Below are 25,145 nucleotides of genomic sequence, written 5' to 3'. Positions count from 1 at the left end.
TTACAAATAACTTAACCACCATTTGTCTTTATTGTTGGCTTTGTAAACCATGTATTTTTTAGACGGAAAATAAAGGAATGCTATAACTCCTGCCCATACCAAATAAACTATTAAAAGGGAATACCCATAGTTTATAAGTTTTGCATTTTGAAATACTTCAGCAGTAAGAATCATATCTCGCCAGTTTCCACCAAAAATTAAAATCCCTATTATAGCCAATACATGTATAACCAAAATATGTAAAAAATAATAGAATAAGGGCACACGCCCGAAGACTAAAAGGAAATCGGTTATTTTGTTTTTTACGGATTCTATGCCGTATAAAAACAATAAAGCTGGCCCTATGGTTATTAATAAATAAGAAAGCGAAGGTGGATATTTGGTAACGTTGAAGAACGATAATATGGTTTTGGTAGTTGTGTTTTGAATGGTCCAGGGTACTAAATCGCCATAAAGATTAATACCTCTAATAATAAAAAACAAAATGGTTGTAGATAATCCTATTGTTAACAACCATTTTTTTCTAATAGAGGCATCAAAATTTTTGGTGTAAAGTATGCCGAAGCCATAGCCCATGATTATCAATCCAAACCAAGGTATTATTGGGTAAACAAAAGCAAAAAAAGTATCTCCTATTTGTATAAATTGTTGTTGATGTAAAATATACCAAACAATTGATTTAAAACTTGAACCCTGCATTACAATACCGTCAAGTAAGTTATGGCCCGCAATTAAAATGATTCCAGTAATAAGCAATGCTTTAATAGGTAAAAAAATGGTAAATGATAAAAGAACCATGCACAGGCCTATGGCCCATATTACTTGTAAAATAACAAAGCTATAGGTGACATCAAATTTCCAAACAAAATTATTTACTATAAATGCTAAAAAAATAAGCCATAGTCCTCTAGTAAAAAGAAATTTAAATACTTGTGGTTTTGTTTTATTGCTGCCATATAAAAATGCCGAAGTACCTGCAAGAAAAATAAATACTGGGGCACAATAGTGCGTAATAAAACGTGTAAAAAACAAGAAAGGTGTGGTAGTCTCTAAATTTGTAGGGTCTGAAAAAAAGGAGCCATAATGAAAATAATCCCTAACGTGGTCCAATGCCATAATGACCATTACGAGACCTCTTAATATGTCTATGGATTCTATACGGTTGGTTTTAATCATATTTGATGTTATTTATTTCTTAAAAGGATGCCTTTTTTGGTAACTCAAGTTTCTCCAAATCCATTCTAAAGGACCAAATTGATAATATTTTAACCATAAAGGACTTACTATTAATTGAAAAAGCCAAATTGAAAAAACAATATAAAGCAATTCGTGACGATAAAAGGTTCCAAAGAGTCCAAATCCTGCACCAGTAAAAATAAACATAGCAAAAACCGAGTGCATCACATAATTGGTTAAAGCCATTTTGCCGACAGCTGATAAACTCATCTTTAACAAGTTTAAAACAGGTAGTTTACAAAATAACATGATGAGTCCAACATGACCAAATAAGTCGTCTAAAATAGATGTTTGCTGCTTCAATGTTTGCTCCTTTTTTTCGAGTCGGTCAAGAAGTATAAACATGCCAACACCAAATAAGAGGGAAAATAATGCCCTCATGGTGCCTTCAAAAAACATGTTGGTTGTTATCCATGTAGCCAAATCCAAATCCGTTGAGCCTCCACTAACTGTTGGGTCTTCATAAGCTCTGGCTAGTCCCATGCCGTTGATATTCATTAATAAAATTCCGAATAAAACAATACCTCGCATAATATCAAGGGATTGAATTCTATCCGAACTCTTTAAAGGAATTAATACTGTTTGTGGAGTTTTCATGGTTTTTAAAATTGAAAATATATAAACTGTTCTCCGCTACCTTGTGATATAGCAATCAGGAAAAACATAGATGCCCAAACAAAGGCTAAAGCTATTGGTGATATTTTTTTTGAAACAGCTTCAACTGATGTATTTCTCATAAACCAATGACAAAGAAATAGGATGCCTATAATCACGCTCACTTTTAAAATATCAAAAGAACCAATAACTTTTTCTCCTTCAGGATTCATGTAAAGCATGGAACTTAGCATATTCCAAGCTGTTTTAAACTCTCGGGCTCGAAAAAACACCCATGTGATATTTACAAATGTAAAGGTTATGAACGCTAAGAATATACCGTTGCGAGCAGTTATTTTAAAAGGGACATATTGTCGTTGTAACCTTTCTAAAATGAGGTAAGTTCCATGTAAACCACCCCACACAATAAAAGTCCATGCTGCACCGTGCCATAATCCTCCCAAAAGCATGGTTATCATTAAAGCAGCATACATTCTAACAATACCATGACGGTTTCCACCTAATGGGATGTATAAATAATCGCGTAGCCATGATGAAAGGGATATGTGCCACCGTCTCCATAAATCAGAAAACCCTAAAGACCCATAAGGATATCTAAAATTATCTGGTAATATAATGCCAAGCATTAAGGCGATTCCTATGGCACAAGTAGAATATCCTGCAAAATCAAAAAATATTTGACCAGAAAACGCCAAGGTACCCATCCAAGCATCCCAAAAATTTAAAACTTTATCTGCGCCATATACTTTATCGGCTGTATCGGACAGCATGGTGTCTGCCATTACAACTTTTTGAAAAAGCCCCAATGTTAGTAAAAATAAACCCCATAAAAATTGATTTACCGTAGCTTTTTTTTCTTCATAAAACTGAGAAATTAAATCTGTTGCTCTTACTATAGGTCCTGCTACCAATTGCGGGAAGAATGTAACATATAAAGCAAAATCTAAAAATGTTTTGGCACGTTCTGTCCGTTTTAAATACATGTCTATGGTATAGGACATAGTTTGGAAGGTGTAAAACGAAATGCCCATTGGTAAAATAATATCCATGGGTGTAGCATTATAGCCGTAGCCGTATGCGTTTACAACTGTGGTAAAATTGTCCAACAAGAAATCTCTGTATTTAAAAAAGGTAAGAAAACCTAAATTGACAAACATGCTTAACAAAAGCCATAGTTTTCTTTTACGTTGGTTTTCTTCGGTAGCCAATTTTTTTCCTGTAATCCAATCTACAACTGTAGAGATCCAAAGTAAAATAACTAGAGGCGGATTCCATAAACCATAAAATAGATAACTGGCAAAAAGGAGTATGCGTTTTTTATTCGTCCAATTGAATATTTTTGAATAGTATAATGCTAATACCACTACTAAAAAAACGACGAAACTTAATGAGTTGAATAACATAATTAGTTGGTTTTAGATTTAGTTAAAGCGCCATCAGCTTTCAATATTTTAACAAGTTCAGTAGTAAAAAATCGAGCATCTTTAGCAGATAAGTGAGACCATTCTGGACAATCCAAATTTTTAAATGGTTCATAATCCTCAAAATGATAACTGGGTACAGCAAGCGTATCCACTAGTTTATCCCAAAATTCAGCTCTTGGTGTTACCATTTTCTCACCCATTCTAAAACCTCCCGTTGAAGGACATCTTAATAAAATGATTTTCCCACCTCTTTCCATAAATTTTTTGGCATCGTTAACAAAAAAGTCCATGGTAGATTTTTTGTCAGGCGGAGGTGATACTTTTCCAAAAAATCCCCATACTTTTTTATGGGTATTAGCAAAAGCTGTGTCGTTGACGGTTCTTGGTGTCATTTCAACATTTCTGTCCAGGTCTATGTTGTCAAACCGATAAAATGGAGGCATTTCTTGAGGGATTCTTTCACCTATTCTTATATTGTTTATGAGCGTTTTTAAATCAAAATTATCATTCCATTTTTCTTCAGAAGTAGATATTAAAGCTAAATTTTTCTGAAGGGGTATTGATAGTAAATGATTAAAGCGTTGTGCGTAAGTTCTTTTTTGAAAATAATCTGTACGATTTTGTGCTCTATACCAAGGGTCTGCCAAAGGGTAGGTTGTAGAGAAAAATAGTGGAGGTGTTACTCCTACTAAAACAGTACCTTTAAAATTGGTGTTATTGACAATGTCACTAAAAATTGGCAATGGAGAAGCGCCGGCAGTAGCCAGTTGTATAGGGCGGATACCCGTTTCCTTTTCCCATTCATTTAATTGGATGTCAAATAATACACGAGATGATCCGGTAAGAATAACATCATCAGCAGTTGCTTTGTTCCCTTTAGCACGCTGAACAGCCCAGAGATCTTTATTATCGTCCAAGTTAGGTGTTTTTCCTTGAGATCTCCAATAGAGTTCCCAAGCCCCAAGGCTTATTACACTTAGTGCAATAGCCATGAGTAGCGATTGTTTTAATTGCATGTTGGTTGGTTTTTGGTTGGTAATATTTAAATATTTTATTTCTTCTCCGAATCCGCAAGCTTTTTAGTATCCACATATTGCTGAAATGCAACTATTTTCCCATCATTTAATGTCCATAGATGAGCTGCTTGTGCATTGTAAACTTTGCCACTTTTCTTGAATTTACCTTCATAGCGTAAAGTTGACAAAACTTGATTATTGCTCATCTCGTGAAGCTCTATGTCTGCTAATTTGAAATATTCATGTCCCCCTATAACACGTCCAAATACACCATTGTTTACAGCTTCAGGGCCTATATATGGATTGCCATCGGCCAAGTTGTTGCTTTCCGCTTCATTCCACACTATTTTTGCATCCATAGCGCCAAGCACATTTGGAATATCGCCTGTGGCAAAGGCTTAGTATAAACCATCAATAACCTTAATGTTTTCTGGATTGGACGCCAGCCCCAATTGTTGCATAAATACCGTGTTATCCATAAAATCTTGCTCTTGGGCAATTTTACCATGTTTCATTTTGGCAATGGTAACACCCTCAATATCTACCGATTTTCCTGTTGCTGGAATGCCAAAGAAATCACCAGTGTGCTTTCCTTTAAAATTCCAATGTTTCACAATTTTATCGTCTTGACCAAAAATATCAATCACTGTAAATTTAATATCTGAAAATCCAGTGATGAAGTTTTGGTAATAGGCTTTAAAATTGTCAATACCAACAATGTTTTCCGGACTGGATACCATTGTTATGTCTTTGGTGAAGTTTGTGTTATTGATGAGGTCTAGATTACCATCATTAACAATTTGGTCCCAGGTATCGGAATACATTTTAATGTTTTTTTCAGTTTTAGCATTGTTGCAAGACATGATGCTTAATCCAATGATTAGAAGAAATAGTTTGACTGAATTTTTCATTTTGGTTGATTTTAGTGGTTAAACTTATGCAATAGAGTAAATGCAAAGGCAACTTAATAGTTAAGCTGCCTTTGTATTTTGAATGTTTTACTTTGCAGTCAACAAGCTTTGACTATAATAGGCCATTTCAGCTACTATTTTTCCATCGGCATCAAAGCTATTGCTAAAATGAAAAGGAATTGAAATTGCTTTTTTATCCGATTTACGAATTAAATGGTAATTCCACCATGATAATACCTCACGGCCATCATTCATTTCGTATTCTAAATAATCTGGGTAACCAATCATATCGATGCTTACAATTTCATAATCTTTTAGAAATTTTGCCCAACTTGCTTTTGTTTCGGCTTTTGTATACGATTTTCCAAATTCATCATTAATGTCATTAAATCTGGCATCATCACTATAAAAACTCATGGTTGTTTCTAGATCGCCATTTTCATAAGCATACGTTAATTTTCTAACAGTGTTAATATTGTCGTGGTGATTGTAAATGGTACCATTGGTTCTATTGCCATAACTTACACCAATTTCATCAAAAACACTTTCGTTTGAATAGCTTATAAGAGTTTGTATTTTATTGTTTTTGTTTACCACATAAAGTCTATGTACTGGCATGTTAATTTTTACACCTGTTGTTTTGTGCACCCCTTTTAAGTCTTCCCAAGTTTGTACCCAAACCACATCTTTTTGGTTGCCTTCTTTGTATTCTATCGCATCTGGGTAAGCACCTTTGGTACGTGTTATAGAAAAATAATCAATCGCATCTTTCCACCATTTCACACCCCTTAAAAAGGAGGCTTTGTCTCGTCCTTTGTCGTTGGTTCTTGTGCCTACGCCGTTAAAGGATTTAAAGTCATCTGCCAAATAACTGGCTACTTTTGTGGAATCTCCTGCTACAAAAGCTTTAGTCATATCTTCTACCACTGTAATTGCAGGATGATCGATGTAAACGGTTCCATTGGTTTTCTTTTGTGCAAATACGGCCGTAGTGCTTATAAAAGCAAGTACCGTTAATAATTTTGTTGTTTTCATTTTTATTGGTTTTTATGTTAATTAATTTGAATTTATTTCTAGTTTGAATAGCTGTTAAGGGCTTCTTTTACAGGTTTGAATTGCATGCCCAAATCGTGTTTGGCTAAGTTGTTTTGATAGATAACAATTGGATTTTCTTTTGGGGCTTTATGGTTAAGCATGGCGTGTATGTCCGATGCTTTGTAGGTTTCACTACTCAATAAATAATTTTTGCCATGTAGACCTTTTTTGTTTGCTGTTTTGTATGTTGCAATGGCAACATCTTCAACATTTACCATGGCGAATGGCACATCATTATCAAATATGGCTTTCATAAAATCATTGGGTGCCATATTGTTTTTAATTAAAAATTGAATATTGCCTGATGTAGAATCTTCTCTTATAGAAAGTGCTTTGCCTATAACCATAACTGGGGAAACAGAGCTGATTTCAAAATGTAAATCAGAATTTTTTTTAATGAAATTTTCTACCGCTTGATTCGCTAAAAACTTAGCTTGTGCATACGGATGACTTTCATTACTTGTGAATTTTACATCTGTTTCATTAAAAGTATCAGTGAAGCTTTTTGTTCCAGCCGGAAATGGAAAATTGGTATTATAAGCAGCCACGGAGGCTACAAAAACTACTTTTTCTATACTGGGTGTGTTATTGATAACTTCCAAAAAATTTTCTGTTCCCTTAATTGTTGGGTCGAATAATTGGGTTTTTGGGTCTTCAAAATCTAAAATGAAAGGGGTGCCACTATGTATTACCACATCGCAATCGCTTACAAAATCTTTTAAAGCATTTTTGTCTGTTACATCTAATTCGCTTATATAGAGGTTTTCGGAATGATTAAAAACCATTAAATGTTCGTATTTGTCTTTCCGTGTAATATCGGTGGTCGATACTTTTACCTGAAAACCATGGTCTAGAAATTGTTTGGTTATATAACTGCCTATAAAACCCGAGCCACCTATGATGCCTGCTTTTTTCATTTTGAAATAATTTTTATGCCTTTTCCAAAAGGTGTGTCTATGTACTTTTAGTTATTACAATAAAATTAAGTAGGTAATGTTGGGAGAATAAAAACAGACAGTAAACAATAATTAAAGAGTGACTAATTCTTTTTTAATTACAAAATGAAATAATTATTTATAGCATTAAGTTGAAATAAACTGCCTGTTTTTGTAATTGATTTCTAAAAATAAGCTTTATGTTTTTTCAGTTTTCTGATGCTGTTTTTTCGGCTTCAATAGCTTGAAGTTCCAAAGCAATGGCTGATGCATCCCAAAACCCAACTTCTCTAACAATTTTACCGTCAATAAAGCGATAGGTTAAATGGATGGGTATATCAAACTCTTTGTTATTGGCCGCTAGTGTTCCTTTCCAATTTAGCCAACAGTTTACCCAAGTTTCGCCATCATCGGTCACGACCATTTCGTATTCTGGGTCTTCATTGGTAAAACCTCTGCTAGAATAAATGGCATCATTCGTCTTATGATATGCTATGGTTTCTGATGGCGACATTAAAGCTTTTGAGGAGTTAAATAATGTTTTAGAAGTATCGGCATACAAGGTTATATCATACTTTTTATTGTTGTAATTTTCAATGGCTTTTTTTACAATTTCAATTTCTGGTGATTGTTGTGTATAGCGTTTTTCTTGTTGGTTGCAATTTGTGAAAAGAATAATGGCAAGTCCAAGTAATAGTAATTTTTTCATCGTTTTTAGTTTTAATAAAACCTCACAAACCTTTTATAATTTATGAGGTTTCGTAGTGGTTGGTTAATTGGTTTTTGCTACATAGGCCAAATCAGGACGCATTACCCCAGACTTGGTTTCATATCTGGAAATTGAACTGAAGAGCTCATCAAACAGTTTTTTGCCTTCTTCACCGTATTGAGCTTCAGCTTCATCACTTGTTTTTATATAATCTTGAGCATCTTTAGCTGAAAGTACTGCAACGTAGAATTCTTCAGGAGCACCAAATCCGCTTTGATAGATTCTAAATTGCTCTTTGAGCCCTTTTTTTACGTAGAATTCTTTTATTGCTTTTATTTTTTCTGAAACCGCTTTGGACGTTGAAGGTGTTACGTAAAAGAAATGGTACTTTCTGTAATCTTGATTGGGTATGTTAACATTCATCCCGTCAGGCATGTAAGATAGGTTGCTGTTTAAATGGATCACATAATCTGTGTGCTTATCGTAGCAGGTGTTAAAACGTTTGAATATAGCAGAAAAACTCTCATTTCCCATTTTTTCAGCAAGTGGCGCTAGAGGGTTGGCGTCAAAATCTGCCATATTTTTAATAGGGGCAATAGATAAATACCTGCCGTCATCAATTCTTATAGATGTCCAATCTGCACCTTTGAGGTCATACTTTTTGCAAGCTTCCACAAAATCTTTAGTTGTTTTTTCATATTCGTCTTGCATGGCGGGTTTCACATAGTCCGTATGTACCCAATAGGCTTGGTTTTGTGCACTTAGCATTATTGTTGCCATAATAAGTAACAATGTAGTGCATAGTGTGTTTTTTGAGATTTTCATGATAATAGCGTTTAAATGGTTAATTAATAACCCTAAGCTATTGAAAATCATTCGTAAATGAAATCGATTTAGGACGAAGCGGGGGTAATAATGTCCGAAGCCTATGTTTTAGTTATCGGAATGTTTGAATGATTGAAATTAAATGTATAAATATATTTTTAAGCAGATTAGCTTAACTGAAAGTTGAATACAACCGAAGTTCCGTTTGAATAATCTTCCTTCATCGTGCCATTTAATTGGCGGGTAAGTAATGCAATTAACTGCGAGCCAAAACCGGTGCCATGGGTAATACCCAATTTTCCAATGCCATTATCTGCAACTTCAAGATGTAGCATGTTGTTGGTTTGTTTTTCTAGTTTTATGGTAATGGTGCCTGTGTTGTTATCAGGAAAGGCGTATTTAACGGTATTGGTTAGTAATTCATTAATAATCAGTCCTAATGGAACAGCAGTATCAATATCCAAGTCAAGATTGTTCATGGCTAAATTTAAGCGCACTTTGTTTTCAGCACCAAAACTATCTAAAATGGTTTCACTTAAATTTAATACATAATCTTTCATTTCAATAGCACCCAAATTGGCACTTCTATATAATTTTTGATGAACAATGCCTATGGAGTTTACGCGGTTTTGACTTTCAGCCATAGCTTCTTTGGCATTTGGTTCTTTTATTTGAGCCGATTGAAGTGCTAGTAAACTTGAAACAATTTCCAAGTTATTTTTCACTCTGTGGTGTACTTCTTTTAATAATAATTCTATTTCGTTATTTTTTGAAGCCAATAGTTTATTTGCTCTACTCCGGTTTCTATAACTAATAAAGCCAAAAATAAGTAAGCCAAGTAATAAGGCAAGCAAACCAAAACTTAGTGTTTGAATAAGTGTTTGTTGAGAAATTTTATCGCTTTGAAAAGCGATTGTTTCTTCTTTTTTCTGGGTTTCATATTGCGTTAAAAGCTCCGACATTTTTGCATCACTTTCAATGGAAGCAATACTGTCTCTTAATGAATAAGCCTTTTGTTTGTAGTTCAAAGCCAATTCATAATTGCCCAATTTATTGTAAATGGTGCTTACATGGTTATAATTTTCAATTAAATTGGAAACATCGTTATTGCTTTCTTGCAATTTTACAGTTTCTAATTGATAAACTAAAGCATCTTTAGAGTTGCCCATCAACATATTAACTTCCCCTAAATTTGCGGTAACAGTAGAAATTGCGTTGGGGTAATTGGCGGCTGTTGCTAATTCTAAACAGCGTTTGTAACTTTCTAAAGCTTCTGGGTATTTTCCCAATCGTTTTAAGGCATTTCCAAGACCATTAGTTACATCAGCTTCAGTAGCTAAACCCATGTTTTGTTTTTTGCAAATGGCTAAGGCCTTATTGTAATATTCCAACGATTGGGTGTAATTACTTTTTGCCATAGCTACATTGGCAGCATTAAAATTAACATAAAATTTTTCTGAAGTTAAATTGTGTTTTTCTGCTATGGCAATTGCTTTTTCGGCGTATTCCAAAGCCTCGGTTAATCGGTTTTGGCGGGTTAAATCTTCTGAAACTCGGGTTAAAGCATCACAAATACCTTCATTATCTTTTAAAGTTTCCATAATTTTCAATGCAGAAAGGTCTTTTTGTAGTGCCTGTTCTAAATCGCCTTTTTTCTTGTCAACCCAAGATAATTTGAATAGGGTTGTGGCTTTTCCTCTATCATTTTTTACAGTTTCATAACCTTTTATAGCTTTGTTGAAGAATAGGCTAGCAGAGTCTAATTCTAGTAAATTGGCATGCATTCTACCTTGCATTTCATAAAATTTGGGTTGCCAGTTTATGTCGTTACTTTCTTCTGATAGTTTTACGCCTTGTTTTGCATATTTTAAAGCTTCAGCAATATTTTTATTAAAAGCGATGGCAACCATCTCATTTATGAGTTCCATTTTTTTGGCGGCTTTTTTTTCAGAATTAAGCTTTTGTTGTAAAACGTCAATGCTATTATCTTGACCATATACGCAAAGCGAGAACAAAATAAAAATGAACCCCAGTTTTTTCATAAATATTTTATACTTTTTGAATGTGTTGAAGCAGTTGCTTTTTTGATTCGGCACTTATAGGGATAGCCTTTTTTGAAATAACAATGTGAGACGTTGCAATTTCATCAATTTGAGAAAGGTTGACAATAAACGAACGGTGTATGCGAATGAAATGATTTTCAGGAAGTTTGTCTTCCAAATCTTTTAGTGTTACTACCAATAAATATTCTTTGTTTTTGGAATGGATACGCGAATAGTTTCGTTCTGCTTCAATATAAAGAATATCAGCAATCTGTACTTTCACCATTTTATCTTGATGGCGTACAAAAATGCAATCGCTTAAAATAAATGGTAATGTTTCTTTTTCTTCTTCTTCGGTAAATTCAGTTTCAGGTTGATTTTCAGAATAAAACCTATGAACTGCTAATTCAATAGTGCGTTGTAAGTCTTGTTTTTTAAAAGGTTTAGATATGAAGCCATAAGGATTGGTGTCTTTTGCTTTGTTAAAATGTGCATCATCTGAATTTGCTGTTACATAAATAATGGGGATGTTGTAATCTAGCTGTATTATTTGGGCGGTTTCAATACCGTCTAATGTGCCTTGTAAATGAATGTCCAGTAAAATAATGTCTGGTTTGTTTTGTTTTATGTGCATTATGGCTTCTTCCCCTTTTAGCATGATGCCGGTAACCTCGTAACCAAGTGTAGTAAGTTGAAGCGACATGTTTGCAGCAATAATCATTTCGTCTTCTACAATTAGAATTTTTATAGGTTGGTTGGTTTTCATTATATAAGTATTTGATTATTAAATACATATAATATGTAAGGTGTGAAGATTGACCTAAAGAAATCTGTTGAGAGTGCGTGAAACATACTGGTCTTTTTTGTTTAATACTATCAATAAAAAAGACTTAGGGGAAAAATTTATATAATATTAAAGAAAATATTGAAATTTAACAACTTATTTGAATATTATTAATTTAATATGTTATGTAACAAAAAAATGCTCAACATTTGTTGAGCATTTAAAAACGGTTTAATTGGTAAAGGTTATTTAACTAATTGTTTTTCCTTTTTACTAGCAAAATTTACTTCTATTTGATTATTTATAATATCATCAAATGTTTCTCTTTTTCTTATTAAATGCGCTTCATTGTTGTACCATAATACTTCCGCAGGACGGAATCTGGAATTATAGTTACTTGCCATAGAGAAGCAGTATGCACCAGCATTTTTAAAGCATAACACATCACCTTCATTAATTTCGTTAATTCTACGGTTGTTACCAAACGTATCTGTTTCACAAATGTAGCCCACCACGGTGTAAAAGCGTTCGCGTCCTTTAGGATTTGAAATATTGATAATTTCGTGGTGCGACCCATAAAACATAGGGCGAATTAAATGGTTAAAACCAGAATCTACTTGAGCAAAAACCGTAGAGGTAGTTTGCTTAATAGCGTTTACTTTGGTTAAGAAATTTCCAGACTCACTCACTAAAAATTTACCTGGTTCAAAAGCTAAGGTTAAATCTTTTCCATATTCTTTGCAAAACGCATTGAATTTAGCCGATAATTTTTCGCCTAGTTCCTCAATATTTGTTTCAATATCACCAGGTTTGTAAGGTACTTTAAAACCAGAACCAAAATCAATAAAATCTAAATTCTTGAATTGTTTTGCGGTTTCAAACAAAATTTCACTGGCATAGAGAAATACTTCAATATCCAAAATATCACTACCAGTATGCATATGAATACCGTTGATTGTCATTTTTGTGTTTTCAACAATACGTAAAATATGAGGTATTTGGTGAATGGAAATTCCGAATTTAGAATCGATGTGGCCCACTGAAATATTGGCATTTCCGCCAGCCATAACGTGTGGGTTGATACGGATACAAACCGGTGTTTTTGGGTGTTTTGTTCCAAACTGTTCTAAAATAGACAGGTTGTCGATATTAATTTTTACACCCAATTTGGCAGCTTCTTCAATTTCATTTAAAGAAACGCCATTTGGTGTGAAAATTATTTGATCTGGAGTAAAACCAGCCGCTAAACCTAATTGAACTTCTTGAATGGAAACGGTATCAATTCCAGAACCTAATGAATTGAAAAGTTTTAATATAGATATGTTTGATAGTGCTTTAACTGCATAGTTTATTTTAAGACTTTTTACAGTTTTAAAAGCATTTGTTAATCTTTTGTATTGATATTCAATTTTTTCGGCATCATAAACATATACCGGACTCCCAAAATCTTGTGCAATTTTCAGCAATTGATTTTCCAACATAATTTTAAATTTTTGTCAAAGATATTTCTTTCGTATCAATAAAAAAGAAATAAATAAAAAATTAAACAAATTAAACAAATTGTTAAATAATTAACAAAAGATAATTAATGATAGTTTAATTGTCAATAGATAATTGTCAATTATCAATTAATTGTTACATTTGCGCATCTTATAACTATTTAGCAAATTATGAATTTACACGAATATCAAGGTAAAGAAATATTAAGCAGTTTTGGCGTGCGTATCCAACGTGGTATTGTTGCCCAAAATGCACAAGAGGCAGTAACAGCTGCAAAACAACTAACTGCCGAAACTGGTACTAGTTGGTATGTTATAAAAGCACAAGTTCATGCTGGTGGACGTGGTAAAGGTGGCGGTGTAAAACTTGCTAAAAATATTAAAGAAGTAGAAGAAATTGCAGGAAAAATTATTGGGATGAACCTAGTAACACCTCAAACATCGGCTGCTGGTAAAAAAGTACACCAAGTGTTGGTTGCCGAGGATGTTTATTATCCAGGAGAAAGTGAAACGAGCGAGTTTTATGTTTCTGTTTTATTGAATAGAGCAACAGGACGTAACATGATTATGTATTCTACCGAAGGTGGTATGGACATAGAAACCGTTGCTGAAGAAACTCCTCATTTAATTTTTACTGAAGAAATTGATCCAGCCGTTGGCATGCTACCTTTTCAAGCAAGACGCATTGCTTTTAATTTAGGATTATCTGGTAACGCTTTTAAAGAAATGACCAAGTTTGTTACCAATCTTTATACTGCTTACGTAAAATCTGATTCTTCTTTATTTGAAATCAATCCGGTTTTAAAAACAAGTGATAATAAAATATTAGCCGTTGATGCTAAAGTAACTATAGATGACAACTCACTTTTTAGACATAAAAATTATGTTGATTTACGCGATGTACGTGAAGAAAGTGCTATTGAAGTTGAAGCAGGTGAGTTAGGTTTAAACTACGTAGATTTAGACGGAAATGTTGGATGTATGGTTAATGGTGCAGGTTTAGCAATGGCAACTATGGATTTAATTAAGCATTCAGGTGGAGAGCCAGCAAACTTTTTAGATGTTGGTGGAACTGCAGATGCTGCGCGTGTTGAAGCTGCATTTAAAATCATATTAAAAGATCCAGCTGTAAAAGCCATCTTAATTAACATTTTTGGTGGTATTGTACGTTGTAATCGTGTAGCGCAAGGTGTTATTGACGCTTATAAAAATATGGGAACCATCAACGTGCCAATTATTGTGCGTTTACAAGGAACCAATGCAGATATTGCAAAAGAGTTAATTGACAATTCTGGTTTAGCGGTATTAAGTGCTACTGAATTTCAAGAAGCAGCAGATAAAGTACAACAAGTATTGGCTTCATAATTTCTGTCCTGCAAGGTTTCAAAAACCTTGTAGGTATATTATAAAACAAAAGAGCAATCTTAACCGTTGCTCTTTTTGTTTGTTTTAGAATGTAATAAACTTTTCTTTTTTATAAATTTTTTGGGTTGCGCTTTCGCGGAAGCTTCGCCTTGTTCAGTCCCAGCTTTGGATTTTGGAATTTCTCCTTTATTGGAGTTTGATTTTTTTTCCGGCATGGGTCCACGTAAGTGAATAACCAAACCGTTTAAAAAGTTTCGTAAAATTTGGTCGCCACATTCCATATACTTTGGGTGGTCTTCACTTCTAAAAAAAGCACCTAGTTCGCTCTTGGAAATTCTAAAATCTACAAACTCTAAAATCTTAACAATATCGTCATCTCTAAGCTTTAAAGCAACACGCAATTTTTTCAGTATATCGTTATTTGTCATATGTTTATTTTTCGCTAAAATAAAAGCTACCGTTTATCGATAATGAATCTATCACGATGCTTTTCTAGCGTTTTTATATTTTTTGTAAAGGTACTTTAAAAAATGTTTTAATTATTTTACGTTATTTTGTTTTAAATCACTGATAATCAAATATGTATAAAATAGTAACTTTATTTATATTGTATAAAAATGTCAATTTTTTATAAACTGAATTCCCTTTTTTGAGATGAAGTAAATAAAATTCACGATTAACTACTCCTGTGTTTTCGATAAGTTGCGGAATATCCACGATTATTAAATTACTGTTCTGCTTATCTTTAGGTTATTAATTAATTAATCCCTCACGACATGATTAATAGAGTAGAAAAACTAAGTTTGCTATCCGAAATGATAGCTTTCGCCAAGTACGATAAAGACATAAAGCATATGGAATATAATTTTTTATTAGGTGTTGCAAAACAACTTGAAATTTCACGGGAAGATTTTGACTATTTAATTGAACATCCAATTAATTATATTCATTTAAAATCGCATAGCGAACGTATTGTTCAATTCCACAGATTGGTGTTATTGATGAACATTGATGGTGATAACGGCGATAACAATTCAAAAAACGCCATCAAATTATATAATTTTGGTTTGCGTATGGGATTAAGTCATGAATCTATTACAAAGGTTTTATATTTAATGGAAAGTTTTCCAAATAAAATTGTTCCACCAGACGTTTTAATAGATATTTTTAAAACACAATACAATTAGGTGAAAAGTCAAAAATAAAATCCAAATTCGAATAGAAGGATTTAATTCCTCAAATATTGGAATTTGGTATTTTTATTTTTTGAGATTTTAAGCATTTAGCTTTTCTAGTTATTGCCCAAACAAGGATTTGCCATAATGTTAGGCACAACATTGGAAAAATAATAGGTCATTTTTTCTGTATTACCTTTATAGGTGTTGTCTGAATTTCTGTTCTTTATAGCATCCATTTCATCTTGAGCTTTTTTATAATCGATTATTTTAGATTCCAAACATGTTTTTTCATTTTGAAGTTTTCTAGTATCTGGATTGTTTGTACCCATACGCTCAAGTTTTTTTTCAATAATTAAGATACGTTTCTCACACTCCAATTTTTTTTACTTCAATAGCATCCTTTGGATCGTAACTTTCAAGGGCATATTGTGCATTTTGTTCTGCGGGTGCACCATCTTCAATGTATTTGTTCATGGCGCTTTTTCTTTTGGCTTCCATTTCAAGTTCTACATTAAGAATTTCTTGTTCTTTGTTAGAAATGGTTCGTTGTGCGTTTGATGAACGGTTGATATATTCTTGCTTTTTAGTTAAATAATCTTCTTTTACATTGGTAACCCGTTCATGGTCATCGGCCACAATGTTTTCACGCCTTCTATAGGAGTTACCATCAATACCAATGGAAACATCTTCAATATTTTCAATTTCTGCAGTGCCTTTTTCGTTTTCAACCCGAGTAACCAGTTGCGTTTTGTTATTATTAAAAATATAGCCTAAACCAAAAATACCGGCAGTTTTTGGGTTGGAATTTGGGTTGATATTTACACTGTTTTGGTCTGCTACATAAACATAATACTCATTTTCTGGACTTGAGTTGTTGCTTTGATATTCAACTGAATTGTAATTCTGGCTACTTATGTTCAGGTTATTTCCAGTTGGTGAATAATTCCGGTTGAATTTAGCTACCGACATATTGGTTTCATCTATAGAAACCTCACTTATTGGCGATCTATTAATGACTTGTTTTACACCATTAAGCTCCATGTAATAAAAGGTTTTTCCTTTAGTGTTGGTAACCCTGTAATGTACTTTTACATCGTTATTATGCGGGAATTCCATCCCAATCATACGCTCCATCATCTCTTTGTTCATTGCCATATAGCCCTTATTGGTGTTTACAAGAAATTCACTGGTAGTTGAGGTTCCAGAATTGGAACTAAATGAAAACGTAATTTTTTTATCAAATGATATGGTTTCATTTGGATCATAATCCTCAAAAGTAATGGGCATATTTCCTGAACGTGTTCTAACGGTGTCTTGAACGGTTTCATCATCTGGATGAAAAAATAAATTCCGCTGTCCGAATGAAACAAAACAAAAGCTAAGGCAAATAAGGAAACAAGCAACTTTCATCGCACCTATTTTATAAAAGTTGTTTCAATGAGAGCTCCTGAGGATATTTGCCTAACCAGTACCAAACTGGTTTGGGAAATGGATTTTATTTGGAACGTTAAAATAGTACCACCACCAGTTGTTATAATTTCGTTGTTGGAATTTATAGTATAGGAGTATCCAATTAAACCACCAGATTGACAAACCATAGAGCTTGAATTGAAAGCAAATGATTCCACAATTAATGAATTGGCATCGGTAAAATGAAAATAAGTTTGTCGTTCGCAAGAGTTTATATCTTCGCCATTGTATTTATTGAAGAACCATTTTCCCGAAATCAATAATTCTTCGGTAGTTGGTTCTGGATCGTCATTTTTACTACAAGAATTAAGCAATATAAAGATTGCAAGTACTAGGTATGTTGTTGTTTTCATGATCTATATAGTTTATAGTTTTTTAAATTCTACACGTCTGTTTTGTGCTTTTCCCTCACTGGTTGCATTGTTTGCTATTGGTTCACTTTCACCTTTGCCATCGGTTTGTATAGATGCTTCCGCTATTTTAAAGTGTTCTAAGAGGTATTTTTTAACCGATGCAGCTCGTTTTTGCGATAACCCTAAATTGGCTTTGGTATCGCCATCGCTATCGGTGTGACCAATAATTTTTAATTTAATGCTTGTATCGCCTTTTAAAACATTTCCAATTTTATCTAAATAGGAGAATGATTCATTTTTTATTTTATCTGAACCGGAATCGAAAAGAATTTTAGTGGTACTAAATCCGCCTTTTAAAATTAATGAACGAATATCTTCACCTTCTTCAGTGATTTTAATATTTGAAATGGCTACAATATGGTTTAATTGCGGTTTTGTACCTTTTAAGTAAAATTGAATGTATCTTCCTAAACCGTCTTGTAAAAAGGAGGGTAAGTCTATAACTTTTTCATTATCCATGTAAACCCTTAAACGTTTGCCATTCACTACACAGGTTACATGAACTGATTTATTGAATTTGGTGTTCATGTCAAAATCAATGCTGTTTTTAATTTTATTTGCTACACCAAAATTCTCAACAAATATTTTTCTTGGCAAGGCACTTCCTTGCCATAGTGAAAAATGGAATTCAGCCCGTTGTTTTAAATCTTTATTAAGCTTGTTTTCTTTTACAAACTGAACCATAAATTCAGAACCGCTCAATTCTTTGTAATCTAAATTTCCGGTTATAAAATCAAAATCCAAGGCATAGTTTTCAGGTAATAGCTTCATATTGGTTATGCACAAACTATTGGGGTAAAGTTTGAGTGCTTTATTGCCATTCACCAAAATAATTTCCCCGCCAGAGTTGGTTTCCCAATTGGCCGGAAAATTGCCTTGTGTGTCTTCCTTAAATGTTTCTTCAAAAATAACATCGCCATTGGGGAAGAATGAACTGCGACTGACAATATCCTGATTGGTTTTTTTGCTTCCTGATTTATTTTCGTTTGAACCAATGTTTGCAACATCTTCCTTTTTTGTGCTTTTTTCTTTTTTGGGTTTATTTTCACCAGTTCCAAAAACGCTATCAAGCGCTTGGTCTGTTTTTTTTGATGCTTCTTTTTCCACCCGTCGCTCTACGGTACGTTCTGCCGCTTGTTCGGCTTTTTTTCCTAATTTTTTTAGTAACTGTGCTCTACATGGTATTGTAAACACTATGAGCATTAATAAAATTATTTTTTTCATGGTTGAAATTTTTAATTGCACGTTACACCAGCGTCTATTACTATGGTAGTTCCCGTGAACTCTAAATCACATACCACTGATGGAACGGAGGTTATACTGTTTGATGAAAGATCTAAAGTCATTAGGCTTGTTAGGTTGCTTAATTGCATAGGTACCGTAGAAATGTCATTGCTATAAAAACTTAAATATTCTAAGTTTGTGAGTTGGCCCAAAGAACTTGGAATACTTGTAATAGCATTTGCTCCTAATTCAAGTCTTATTAAAGTTGTTATATTTCCTATCTCACTGGGAATACTCGTTAAATTGTTATTGTAAACAAACAATCTGTCCAATAGGCTCATGTTGGACATGGTGTTGGGTAAACTAGAGATATGGTTGTTGTTCAAGCCTAAATATGAAAGTTTGTTTAGGTTGCCAATTTCATTGGGGATGTTGGTAATAGCATTGCTTCTAAGTTCTAAAAATGTGAGCTCTGTTAATACCCCAATTTCACTAGGAATGGTAGTTAATCCTTTTGAAATAAGGTTTAAGTTGGTCACTTTTCCATCACTATTCACAGAAAGGTTTTCCCACGTACTTATATCGGTTGAAGATATATCCCAGTTTAAGGTGTTTCCAGGGTTTGCGTTGTTTAAAGCAATTAAAGCGTCTCTTTGTGAGATGGTTTGTGCTGGAGCATCATCATCTTTATTACAGCTAATGAAGGTTAATAAAACAAGTAATATGTAAAGGTTTGTTTTCATGGTTTTAGAATAAATAATTAATCGCTGTTCCATCTAAAGTGAATGAATTGTTGCTGGAGTCCATATCATCATTATTGGAGTTTCCATCAATAAGAATGTCGGGGTCATATGAAATTCTTAAAATAATTTCCGGTTGAAACTCAATGGCAATATCCCAGTTTCTGGTGTAGCTAAAACTTACTTCTGCACCTGCATTTAAAGAAGTAGATATATTTGAAGTTGCAACTACGTTATTGGTTGTAGTACCCAATGGATGTTCTAATAATTGTGCTAATTGTTGATTGGAGCCTGAAGTGTAAGTGGTATTTCCAACATTTTTTATATGACCAGTAATTCTAACAATACCAGTTGTTGCTGTTGTTTTGGAAACCAATTCATAAGTTGTGTTTTCCGCTTTTAAATCTACAAAAGGGTCTGCGTCATCTTTATCACAAGATTGAAGGGATACAAATAATACCAGTAATACTAATTTCATTGTCTTCATGAGGTTCATTTTTTAAAGGTTGTTTTTTTTATTAATTTATTTTTGTGTGTAATATTCAGTTCATATAATCCTTTATCTAAGTGGTTGATGTTTAGATATATTTTTTGGGAAAAGGGTTTTTCTAATTGAGCTTCAAAATGATACTTTCTTTTTTTTTGCATTACTTAGGGAAATCTTTCATACTAAATTATAACAACAAGAAGCTTTTGGTAGCTACATATGTAACAACCTTAAGGAGATATGTAACATGCTGTGTTACACTTAGTAAAATAGGGGGTTTGCTTGCTTAAGAAGGTGTTTTTTGATATTCTGTAGGAGTTACGTTAAAAACATCTTTAAAGCATTTGGCAAAGTATGAGATATCGTTAAAACCAACAGCATAACCTACTTCTGAGATGCTTATGTTTCGATTCTTTAAAAGTTCGGATGCCATTTTTACGCGTTCATTTCTTATAAATTCTGAAGTTGTAACGCCAAATAAAGTTTTCAGTTTTCGGTGTAGTTGCATTCTGCTTAAATTGGCTAAGTTTGAAAATTCTTCAGCAGTAAAATCGGCTTTGTTAATGTTGGCATCTAGGATGTCTTGAAGTTTGGCTGTAAACTTTTCATCATAAGAATCTACTACAATGTCGGTTGGTTTTAACACAAGTTCCTGACTGTAGCGTTCTTGTAATTTTTTGCGTTCTTTGATGAGCTGAAGTACCGTTTGCATAACCACATCGTTATTAAATGGTTTTGTTAAAAAAGCATCTGCCTGATTTTTTAAACCTTCTAAACGGGCTGTTTCAGATGTTTTTGCTGTTAATAAAATAACAGGGATAAACGAGGTGAGTTCGTTGGTTTTTATTGTGTTTGTAAACTCAAAACCATCTGTTTTTGGCATCATAACATCACTTATAATGCAATCTGGAATATGTTTTTTTGCTAATTTGAATCCTTCTTCGGCGTTTTCAGCCAGAAGAACAACGTAGTTTTTTTCAAAAAGAGACTTTAAGAGGTTCCTGATATCTTGATTGTCATCTACAATTAAAAGAATCGGTAATTCAGAATCGGTGCTAAAAATATCTTCTAGATTGTCTGATGTAGTTTCTTTTGAAACAACAACGGCATTTGGGTTTTCTGTTTTCAGCGGAAGGTGAATAACAAAACTTAACATGTTGTCCTTTAAAGTTGTTTTGATAGTGCCTTGATATAAGGTAATAAGTTCTTTAACAAGTGATAAGCCAATACCAGCACCATCAAAACTATCGTTTTTTTGATAGAAACGTTCAGACAATTTCGGTAAATCTTCTTGCTTTAAATTGTTGCAGGAATTTGAAACGGTTATCTCTAAAGTTTCATTGTTTATGTTAGAATTAAACGAAATGGTATCGTTTGGATTTGTGTATTTAAAGGCATTGGAAAGTAGATTGGTTATTATTTTTTCTATAACATCTTTATCAAAAACATGGTTTATTGAAACTTCAGGAAGCAAAAATTTGAATATTTTCTTAGTTTCTTTAGCTTCAAAAACAAAAGGTTCTACAATGGCATGTAACGTTTGCTGTATATTGGCTTCTTTAAAAAGAAGTTTTAATTGGCCATTGTCTATTTTTGAAAGTTCTAATAATTGATCCACCAACTCCAGCATTCTGTTGGAATTTTTGTCAATTAACTCCAGTTTTGATAAATCGTCTTCATTTGAAAGACTTGATTTTAAACTTTGAACAGGACTTTTTATAAGGGTTAGAGGCGTCCTGAATTCATGTGATATATTGGCAAAGAATCTTGATTTTAATGCATTGAGTTCTTTGAGTTTTTCTGCAGTTTTGATTTTGTTTCGATAATTGAAAAACAGGAATACTCCAGATATTAGAAGTAAAATAGCGATACTTATATAAATGTATTTTTGTTTTTTGGCCAGTTGATTTTCAGCGGATAATAATTTAATCTCTTGCTCTTTTTTTTCGTTTTGGTATTTGGCTTCTAGAGAAGTTGTTAAGTTTCTGTTTTCTTTTTTTATGAGTTTTACTCTTAAATCATAGGCAAGATTGTAATAGGAATTTGATTCTTCATGATTTTTAATTTCAGAATAGCATAGTGCAAGACCGTAAATGATTCTTTCATAAGGATCTCCATCTATCATATTTAGGTTTTCATAAATATTTTTAGCCTCCAATAAACTTTCAATAGCTTTTTTATAGTCCTTTGTTTTTCGCCTATGAAAGCTGCCACTGTACATCAAAGCTCTTCCTAGTTCAAGCACATCATCCTTTTTACGTAAATAAGAAATTCGCTTAAGTTGTTCTTTTTTAGCATTTTCTAAATCGTTTATTCCTAGGTAATAAGCAGTATATAAAAGGTATATTTGAGATACATTTCTAATATCATCTTTTTTTAGGAAATAATCGGAAGCAGATTTTAAATACTTTTTAGCATCATCATATTTTTTCATCAATTGAGAAACATCAGATAAATAAGTATAAACTAGGTAGATCATCTCTTCTGATTTGATAGTTCGTGCATCTTTTAAGGCTTCATCCAAAATTCGTTTTGCTATTAAAGTATTACGTTCTGTAAATTTTAATCTTGAAATTTCGGCACGTTGAATAAGTGCAGATATGGTGGTCTTATTTTTAATGTTGAATTTCTTTGAAATAGAATCAACCTTTAAAAAATAGGGCATAGCTTCTGCATATTCGCCAACCCCATAAAAATGAGAAAGACCTTGTGTGTAATAGGTTTCAATAAACAACGTTTGTTTGTTGCTTGATTTTGATATTTGATAAGCTAAATCTAAATAGTTTATAGTATCTGGTTGTGCTGTTTTATTTGATAAGCGATACAATTGAAGTGTTGAAAGTAAGAAAAGTGAGTCTTGTTTTTTGTTTTTAATTATTTCAAAACCCTGATGCGCATATTTATAGGTACTATCATTTTGAATATTAAGACGGTATATTTCTGCGAGTTCGTAAAGTGATTGCCACTTTTTGTTCACATTACTTTTTAAAGTAATATTGTTTTTTAAAGAGTCAATTTTTTTATTTTGTGAAAAAGAATAGAATGACAGCACAAAAGTTATTGCCAATAGATAAAGGTTTTTCATTTGTAAAAGATTGATATATAAATTTATACAATTAATACAAACAAATTATCTATTGCATATAATTATTGTAACAATCTTAAGGTTACATTTGTTTTGAGAGTTTATCTTGATAGTTTTTAATTTCATCACGCAATTTTGCAGCCACAATAAAGTCCAAAGCCTTGGCGGCTTCTTCCATAAGTTTGCGTTTTTCGCGAATTTTCTTTTCCAATTCAGGTTTGCTTAAATAGGCACTTTCAGGTTCGGCAGCTTTTGCGGCTTCCAATTCGTAGCTATAGGTGCTAACCGAGTTTTTTGTTAAGGCATTATCTAAACTTTTGTTTAATGCTTTAGGCACTACATTATGTTTGGTATTGTATGCAATTTGTTTTTCGCGTCGGTAATTGGTTTCGTCAATGGTTTTTTGCATGCTGTTGGTTATTTTATCTGCATACATAATGGCTTTGCCGTTAAGGTTTCTAGCGGCTCTACCAACGGTTTGTGTCAATGAACGTGCCGAACGTAAAAAACCTTCCTTATCGGCGTCTAAAATAGCTACTAGAGATACTTCTGGTAAATCCAGTCCTTCACGAAGTAAGTTTACGCCAACCAACACATCAAACAAGCCTTTGCGTAAATCTTGCATAATTTCTACACGTTCCAAAGTATCTACATCACTGTGTATATAACGACAACGAATTTGAATGCGGTCCAAATATTTAGTTAATTCTTCAGCCATACGTTTGGTAAGTGTAGTTACCAAGGTACGTTCGTCTTTTTCTACACGTTGCTGTATTTCTTCAATTAAATCATCAATTTGGTTTAAACTGGGTCTGATTTCAATAACGGGATCTAATAATCCGGTTGGACGAATCACTTGCTCTACATAAATACCGTCCGATTTTTTTAATTCATAATCGGCAGGGGTTGCGCTTACATAAATCACTTGGTTTTGTATGGCTTCAAACTCTTCAAATTTTAAGGGTCGGTTATCCATAGCAGCTGGCAATCTAAAACCGTATTCTACCAAATTTTCTTTACGGCTTCTATCGCCTCCATACATGGCGTGTACTTGCGAAATGGTTACGTGACTTTCATCCACGACCATTAAGTAATCCTCTGGGAAATAATCCAATAAACAGAATGGCCTTGTACCCGGAAGTCTTCCATCTAAATAACGGGAGTAGTTTTCAATACCGGAACAATAGCCCAATTCCCGAATCATTTCTAAGTCGAATTCGGTGCGTTCTTTAAGCCTTTTTGCTTCTAAATGTTTACCAATTTCTTTAAAATAATCGTGCTGTTTTACTAAATCGTCCTGAATTTCCTTAATGGCGTTTTGTAAAACATCGGGCGATGTTACAAACATGTTTGCAGGATAAATAGTCAGCAAATCATATTTTTCAATCACTTGATTGGTTTGGATGTTGAAAGATTCCATATCCTCAATTTCATCGCCAAAAAAGTGGATTCTAAAGGCATCATCGGCATAACTTGGGAAGATATCCACCGTATCACCTTTTATCCTGAAGTTTCCATGATTGAATTCACCTTCGGTGCGCGAATACAAACTTTGTACCAATTGATGTAAAAGTTTGGTTCTTGAAATAACTTGGTCGCGCTTAAGCGTAATCACGTTTTTTTGAAATTCTATTGGGTTTCCAATACCATAAATGCACGAAACGGATGCAACAACCAATACATCACGTCTGCCAGAAAGTAGGGAAGAGGTTGCGCTTAAACGCATCTTTTCTATTTCTTCATTGATGGATAAATCTTTTTCTATAAAAACTCCCGATACGGGAATGTATGCTTCAGGTTGGTAGTAGTCGTAATACGATACGAAGTATTCAACAGCATTATTTGGAAAAAACTGTTTAAACTCGGAATATAATTGAGCTGCTAAGGTTTTATTATGGGCTAAAACAAGCGTGGGTTTTTGAACTTCCTGAATCACATTAGCAACTGTAAAGGTTTTACCGGAACCTGTTACACCAAGTAGTGTTTGGTATTTTTCGTTGGCATTTATACCGGCAACGAGTTGTTTTATAGCTTCGGGTTGATCGCCTGTAGGACTGAATTCGGATTCAATTTTGAACTTCATATTGCAAAA

23 protein-coding genes and 1 pseudogene are annotated in these 25,145 nt (G+C 33.3%); 2 read left to right on the top strand and 22 right to left on the bottom strand.

Going from position 1 to position 25,145, the window contains the following annotated elements; translation table 11 throughout:
* The 13 genes and pseudogenes from J8H85_RS08835 to lysA all read right to left on the bottom strand — a co-directional run bounded on the left by J8H85_RS08835 (position 1) and on the right by lysA (position 13,073).
* Entirely contained in the window at positions 1-1,176 is a 1,176-nt protein-coding gene (locus J8H85_RS08835; RefSeq protein WP_209654680.1) for a DUF1624 domain-containing protein, read from the bottom strand.
* A 12-nt stretch (positions 1,177-1,188) separates the two neighbouring features.
* Complete coding sequence (locus tag J8H85_RS08830) at positions 1,189-1,833, bottom strand: DUF418 domain-containing protein (RefSeq protein ID WP_209654679.1); 645 nt, start codon at positions 1,831-1,833, stop codon at positions 1,189-1,191.
* Between the two features lie 5 nt (positions 1,834-1,838).
* Positions 1,839-3,254, bottom strand: a complete 1,416-nt coding sequence (locus J8H85_RS08825) for an MBOAT family O-acyltransferase (RefSeq protein ID WP_209654677.1) — start codon at positions 3,252-3,254, stop codon at positions 1,839-1,841.
* A gap of 2 nt (positions 3,255-3,256) precedes the next feature.
* Complete coding sequence (locus tag J8H85_RS08820) at positions 3,257-4,291, bottom strand: hypothetical protein (RefSeq protein WP_209654675.1); 1,035 nt, start codon at positions 4,289-4,291, stop codon at positions 3,257-3,259.
* A gap of 35 nt (positions 4,292-4,326) precedes the next feature.
* A pseudogene (locus J8H85_RS18935) lies at positions 4,327-4,677 on the bottom strand (nuclear transport factor 2 family protein); the annotation flags it as partial.
* Between the two features lie 12 nt (positions 4,678-4,689).
* Positions 4,690-5,202 (bottom strand): ester cyclase, encoded by a 513-nt coding sequence (locus J8H85_RS18930; protein WP_245243770.1) that lies wholly within the window; start codon positions 5,200-5,202, stop codon positions 4,690-4,692.
* Positions 5,203-5,289: 87 nt separating this feature from the next.
* Positions 5,290-6,237 carry a nuclear transport factor 2 family protein gene (locus tag J8H85_RS08810; RefSeq protein ID WP_209654673.1) on the bottom strand — a complete coding sequence of 316 codons (948 nt, stop codon included), beginning with the start codon at positions 6,235-6,237 and terminating at the stop codon, positions 5,290-5,292.
* A gap of 38 nt (positions 6,238-6,275) precedes the next feature.
* Positions 6,276-7,214 (bottom strand): NAD-dependent epimerase/dehydratase family protein, encoded by a 939-nt coding sequence (locus J8H85_RS08805; protein WP_209654671.1) that lies wholly within the window; start codon positions 7,212-7,214, stop codon positions 6,276-6,278.
* A 226-nt stretch (positions 7,215-7,440) separates the two neighbouring features.
* Positions 7,441-7,941, bottom strand: a complete 501-nt coding sequence (locus J8H85_RS08800; RefSeq protein ID WP_209654670.1) for a nuclear transport factor 2 family protein — start codon at positions 7,939-7,941, stop codon at positions 7,441-7,443.
* A gap of 63 nt (positions 7,942-8,004) precedes the next feature.
* Positions 8,005-8,766: a hypothetical protein gene (locus tag J8H85_RS08795; protein ID WP_209654668.1), complete on the bottom strand. Its 762-nt coding sequence runs from the start codon at positions 8,764-8,766 to the stop codon at positions 8,005-8,007.
* A gap of 167 nt (positions 8,767-8,933) precedes the next feature.
* Complete coding sequence (locus J8H85_RS08790) at positions 8,934-10,808, bottom strand: tetratricopeptide repeat protein (RefSeq protein ID WP_209654666.1); 1,875 nt, start codon at positions 10,806-10,808, stop codon at positions 8,934-8,936.
* A gap of 7 nt (positions 10,809-10,815) precedes the next feature.
* Positions 10,816-11,574 (bottom strand): LytR/AlgR family response regulator transcription factor, encoded by a 759-nt coding sequence (locus J8H85_RS08785; RefSeq protein ID WP_209654664.1) that lies wholly within the window; start codon positions 11,572-11,574, stop codon positions 10,816-10,818.
* 263 nt (positions 11,575-11,837) lie between these two features.
* A complete protein-coding gene (gene lysA, locus J8H85_RS08780; RefSeq protein ID WP_209654662.1) occupies positions 11,838-13,073 on the bottom strand; it encodes a diaminopimelate decarboxylase in 1,236 nt (411 codons plus the stop codon).
* A 189-nt stretch (positions 13,074-13,262) separates the two neighbouring features.
* Here lysA and sucC point away from each other — a divergent pair, with 189 nt between their 5' ends.
* On the top strand, positions 13,263-14,456 hold the full coding sequence (gene sucC, locus J8H85_RS08775; protein ID WP_209654660.1) for an ADP-forming succinate--CoA ligase subunit beta: 1,194 nt from the start codon (positions 13,263-13,265) through the stop codon (positions 14,454-14,456).
* 59 nt (positions 14,457-14,515) lie between these two features.
* Here sucC and J8H85_RS08770 read toward each other — a convergent pair whose 3' ends face one another.
* Positions 14,516-14,884 carry a DUF1456 family protein gene (locus J8H85_RS08770; RefSeq protein WP_209654659.1) on the bottom strand — a complete coding sequence of 123 codons (369 nt, stop codon included), beginning with the start codon at positions 14,882-14,884 and terminating at the stop codon, positions 14,516-14,518.
* A gap of 348 nt (positions 14,885-15,232) precedes the next feature.
* Between J8H85_RS08770 and J8H85_RS08765 the strand changes: the two genes are divergently transcribed.
* Complete coding sequence (locus J8H85_RS08765) at positions 15,233-15,643, top strand: TerB family tellurite resistance protein (protein ID WP_209654657.1); 411 nt, start codon at positions 15,233-15,235, stop codon at positions 15,641-15,643.
* Between the two features lie 104 nt (positions 15,644-15,747).
* Here the strand turns inward: J8H85_RS08765 and J8H85_RS08760 are convergent, their stop codons facing one another.
* From J8H85_RS08760 to uvrB, 8 genes are all read right to left on the bottom strand, one after another.
* Positions 15,748-15,963, bottom strand: a complete 216-nt coding sequence (locus tag J8H85_RS08760) for a hypothetical protein (protein WP_209654655.1) — start codon at positions 15,961-15,963, stop codon at positions 15,748-15,750.
* 37 nt (positions 15,964-16,000) lie between these two features.
* Entirely contained in the window at positions 16,001-17,044 is a 1,044-nt protein-coding gene (locus J8H85_RS08755) for a hypothetical protein (RefSeq protein WP_209654653.1), read from the bottom strand.
* Positions 17,045-17,049: 5 nt separating this feature from the next.
* Positions 17,050-17,457, bottom strand: a complete 408-nt coding sequence (locus J8H85_RS08750) for a lipocalin-like domain-containing protein (protein WP_209654651.1) — start codon at positions 17,455-17,457, stop codon at positions 17,050-17,052.
* A 12-nt stretch (positions 17,458-17,469) separates the two neighbouring features.
* Positions 17,470-18,741 (bottom strand): OmpA family protein, encoded by a 1,272-nt coding sequence (locus tag J8H85_RS08745; RefSeq protein WP_209654649.1) that lies wholly within the window; start codon positions 18,739-18,741, stop codon positions 17,470-17,472.
* Positions 18,742-18,752: 11 nt separating this feature from the next.
* A complete protein-coding gene (locus tag J8H85_RS08740; protein WP_209654647.1) occupies positions 18,753-19,484 on the bottom strand; it encodes a leucine-rich repeat domain-containing protein in 732 nt (243 codons plus the stop codon).
* A 4-nt stretch (positions 19,485-19,488) separates the two neighbouring features.
* Positions 19,489-19,968 carry a hypothetical protein gene (locus tag J8H85_RS08735; RefSeq protein WP_209654645.1) on the bottom strand — a complete coding sequence of 160 codons (480 nt, stop codon included), beginning with the start codon at positions 19,966-19,968 and terminating at the stop codon, positions 19,489-19,491.
* 286 nt (positions 19,969-20,254) lie between these two features.
* Positions 20,255-23,053, bottom strand: coding sequence for a response regulator (locus J8H85_RS08730; protein WP_209654643.1), 2,799 nt, complete (start codon positions 23,051-23,053; stop codon positions 20,255-20,257).
* Positions 23,054-23,135: 82 nt separating this feature from the next.
* Positions 23,136-25,136 carry an excinuclease ABC subunit UvrB gene (uvrB, locus tag J8H85_RS08725; protein WP_209654642.1) on the bottom strand — a complete coding sequence of 667 codons (2,001 nt, stop codon included), beginning with the start codon at positions 25,134-25,136 and terminating at the stop codon, positions 23,136-23,138.
* Positions 25,137-25,145 lie beyond the last annotated feature (9 nt).

The organism is Mariniflexile gromovii (genome assembly GCF_017814435.1).
In the GTDB taxonomy this organism is placed as follows: Bacteria; Bacteroidota; Bacteroidia; order Flavobacteriales; family Flavobacteriaceae; genus Mariniflexile; species Mariniflexile gromovii.
Note: the sequence above shows the minus strand (reverse complement) of the source record. Positions and strands in the feature narration are given on the sequence as shown.

Excerpts from the sequence above, each read along its gene's own strand:
- J8H85_RS08760 (WP_209654655.1), bottom strand. The coding sequence starts at position 15,963 with ATGGGTACAAACAATCCAGATACTAGAAAACTTCAAAATGAAAAAACA.
- uvrB (WP_209654642.1), bottom strand. The coding sequence starts at position 25,136 with ATGAAGTTCAAAATTGAATCCGAATTCAGTCCTACAGGCGATCAACCC.
- J8H85_RS08805 (WP_209654671.1), bottom strand. The coding sequence starts at position 7,214 with ATGAAAAAAGCAGGCATCATAGGTGGCTCGGGTTTTATAGGCAGTTAT.
- J8H85_RS08755 (WP_209654653.1), bottom strand. The coding sequence starts at position 17,044 with ATGAAAGTTGCTTGTTTCCTTATTTGCCTTAGCTTTTGTTTTGTTTCA.
- sucC (WP_209654660.1), top strand. The coding sequence starts at position 13,263 with ATGAATTTACACGAATATCAAGGTAAAGAAATATTAAGCAGTTTTGGC.
- J8H85_RS08825 (WP_209654677.1), bottom strand. The coding sequence starts at position 3,254 with ATGTTATTCAACTCATTAAGTTTCGTCGTTTTTTTAGTAGTGGTATTA.
- J8H85_RS08835 (WP_209654680.1), bottom strand. The coding sequence starts at position 1,176 with ATGATTAAAACCAACCGTATAGAATCCATAGACATATTAAGAGGTCTC.
- J8H85_RS18930 (WP_245243770.1), bottom strand. The coding sequence starts at position 5,202 with ATGAAAAATTCAGTCAAACTATTTCTTCTAATCATTGGATTAAGCATC.
- J8H85_RS08830 (WP_209654679.1), bottom strand. The coding sequence starts at position 1,833 with ATGAAAACTCCACAAACAGTATTAATTCCTTTAAAGAGTTCGGATAGA.
- J8H85_RS08730 (WP_209654643.1), bottom strand. The coding sequence starts at position 23,053 with ATGAAAAACCTTTATCTATTGGCAATAACTTTTGTGCTGTCATTCTAT.
- J8H85_RS08800 (WP_209654670.1), bottom strand. The coding sequence starts at position 7,941 with ATGAAAAAATTACTATTACTTGGACTTGCCATTATTCTTTTCACAAAT.
- J8H85_RS08745 (WP_209654649.1), bottom strand. The coding sequence starts at position 18,741 with ATGAAAAAAATAATTTTATTAATGCTCATAGTGTTTACAATACCATGT.
- J8H85_RS08785 (WP_209654664.1), bottom strand. The coding sequence starts at position 11,574 with ATGAAAACCAACCAACCTATAAAAATTCTAATTGTAGAAGACGAAATG.
- J8H85_RS08765 (WP_209654657.1), top strand. The coding sequence starts at position 15,233 with ATGATTAATAGAGTAGAAAAACTAAGTTTGCTATCCGAAATGATAGCT.
- J8H85_RS08770 (WP_209654659.1), bottom strand. The coding sequence starts at position 14,884 with ATGACAAATAACGATATACTGAAAAAATTGCGTGTTGCTTTAAAGCTT.
- J8H85_RS08735 (WP_209654645.1), bottom strand. The coding sequence starts at position 19,968 with ATGAAGACAATGAAATTAGTATTACTGGTATTATTTGTATCCCTTCAA.
- lysA (WP_209654662.1), bottom strand. The coding sequence starts at position 13,073 with ATGTTGGAAAATCAATTGCTGAAAATTGCACAAGATTTTGGGAGTCCG.
- J8H85_RS08810 (WP_209654673.1), bottom strand. The coding sequence starts at position 6,237 with ATGAAAACAACAAAATTATTAACGGTACTTGCTTTTATAAGCACTACG.
- J8H85_RS08750 (WP_209654651.1), bottom strand. The coding sequence starts at position 17,457 with ATGAAAACAACAACATACCTAGTACTTGCAATCTTTATATTGCTTAAT.
- J8H85_RS08795 (WP_209654668.1), bottom strand. The coding sequence starts at position 8,766 with ATGAAAATCTCAAAAAACACACTATGCACTACATTGTTACTTATTATG.
- J8H85_RS08790 (WP_209654666.1), bottom strand. The coding sequence starts at position 10,808 with ATGAAAAAACTGGGGTTCATTTTTATTTTGTTCTCGCTTTGCGTATAT.
- J8H85_RS08820 (WP_209654675.1), bottom strand. The coding sequence starts at position 4,291 with ATGCAATTAAAACAATCGCTACTCATGGCTATTGCACTAAGTGTAATA.
- J8H85_RS08740 (WP_209654647.1), bottom strand. The coding sequence starts at position 19,484 with ATGAAAACAAACCTTTACATATTACTTGTTTTATTAACCTTCATTAGC.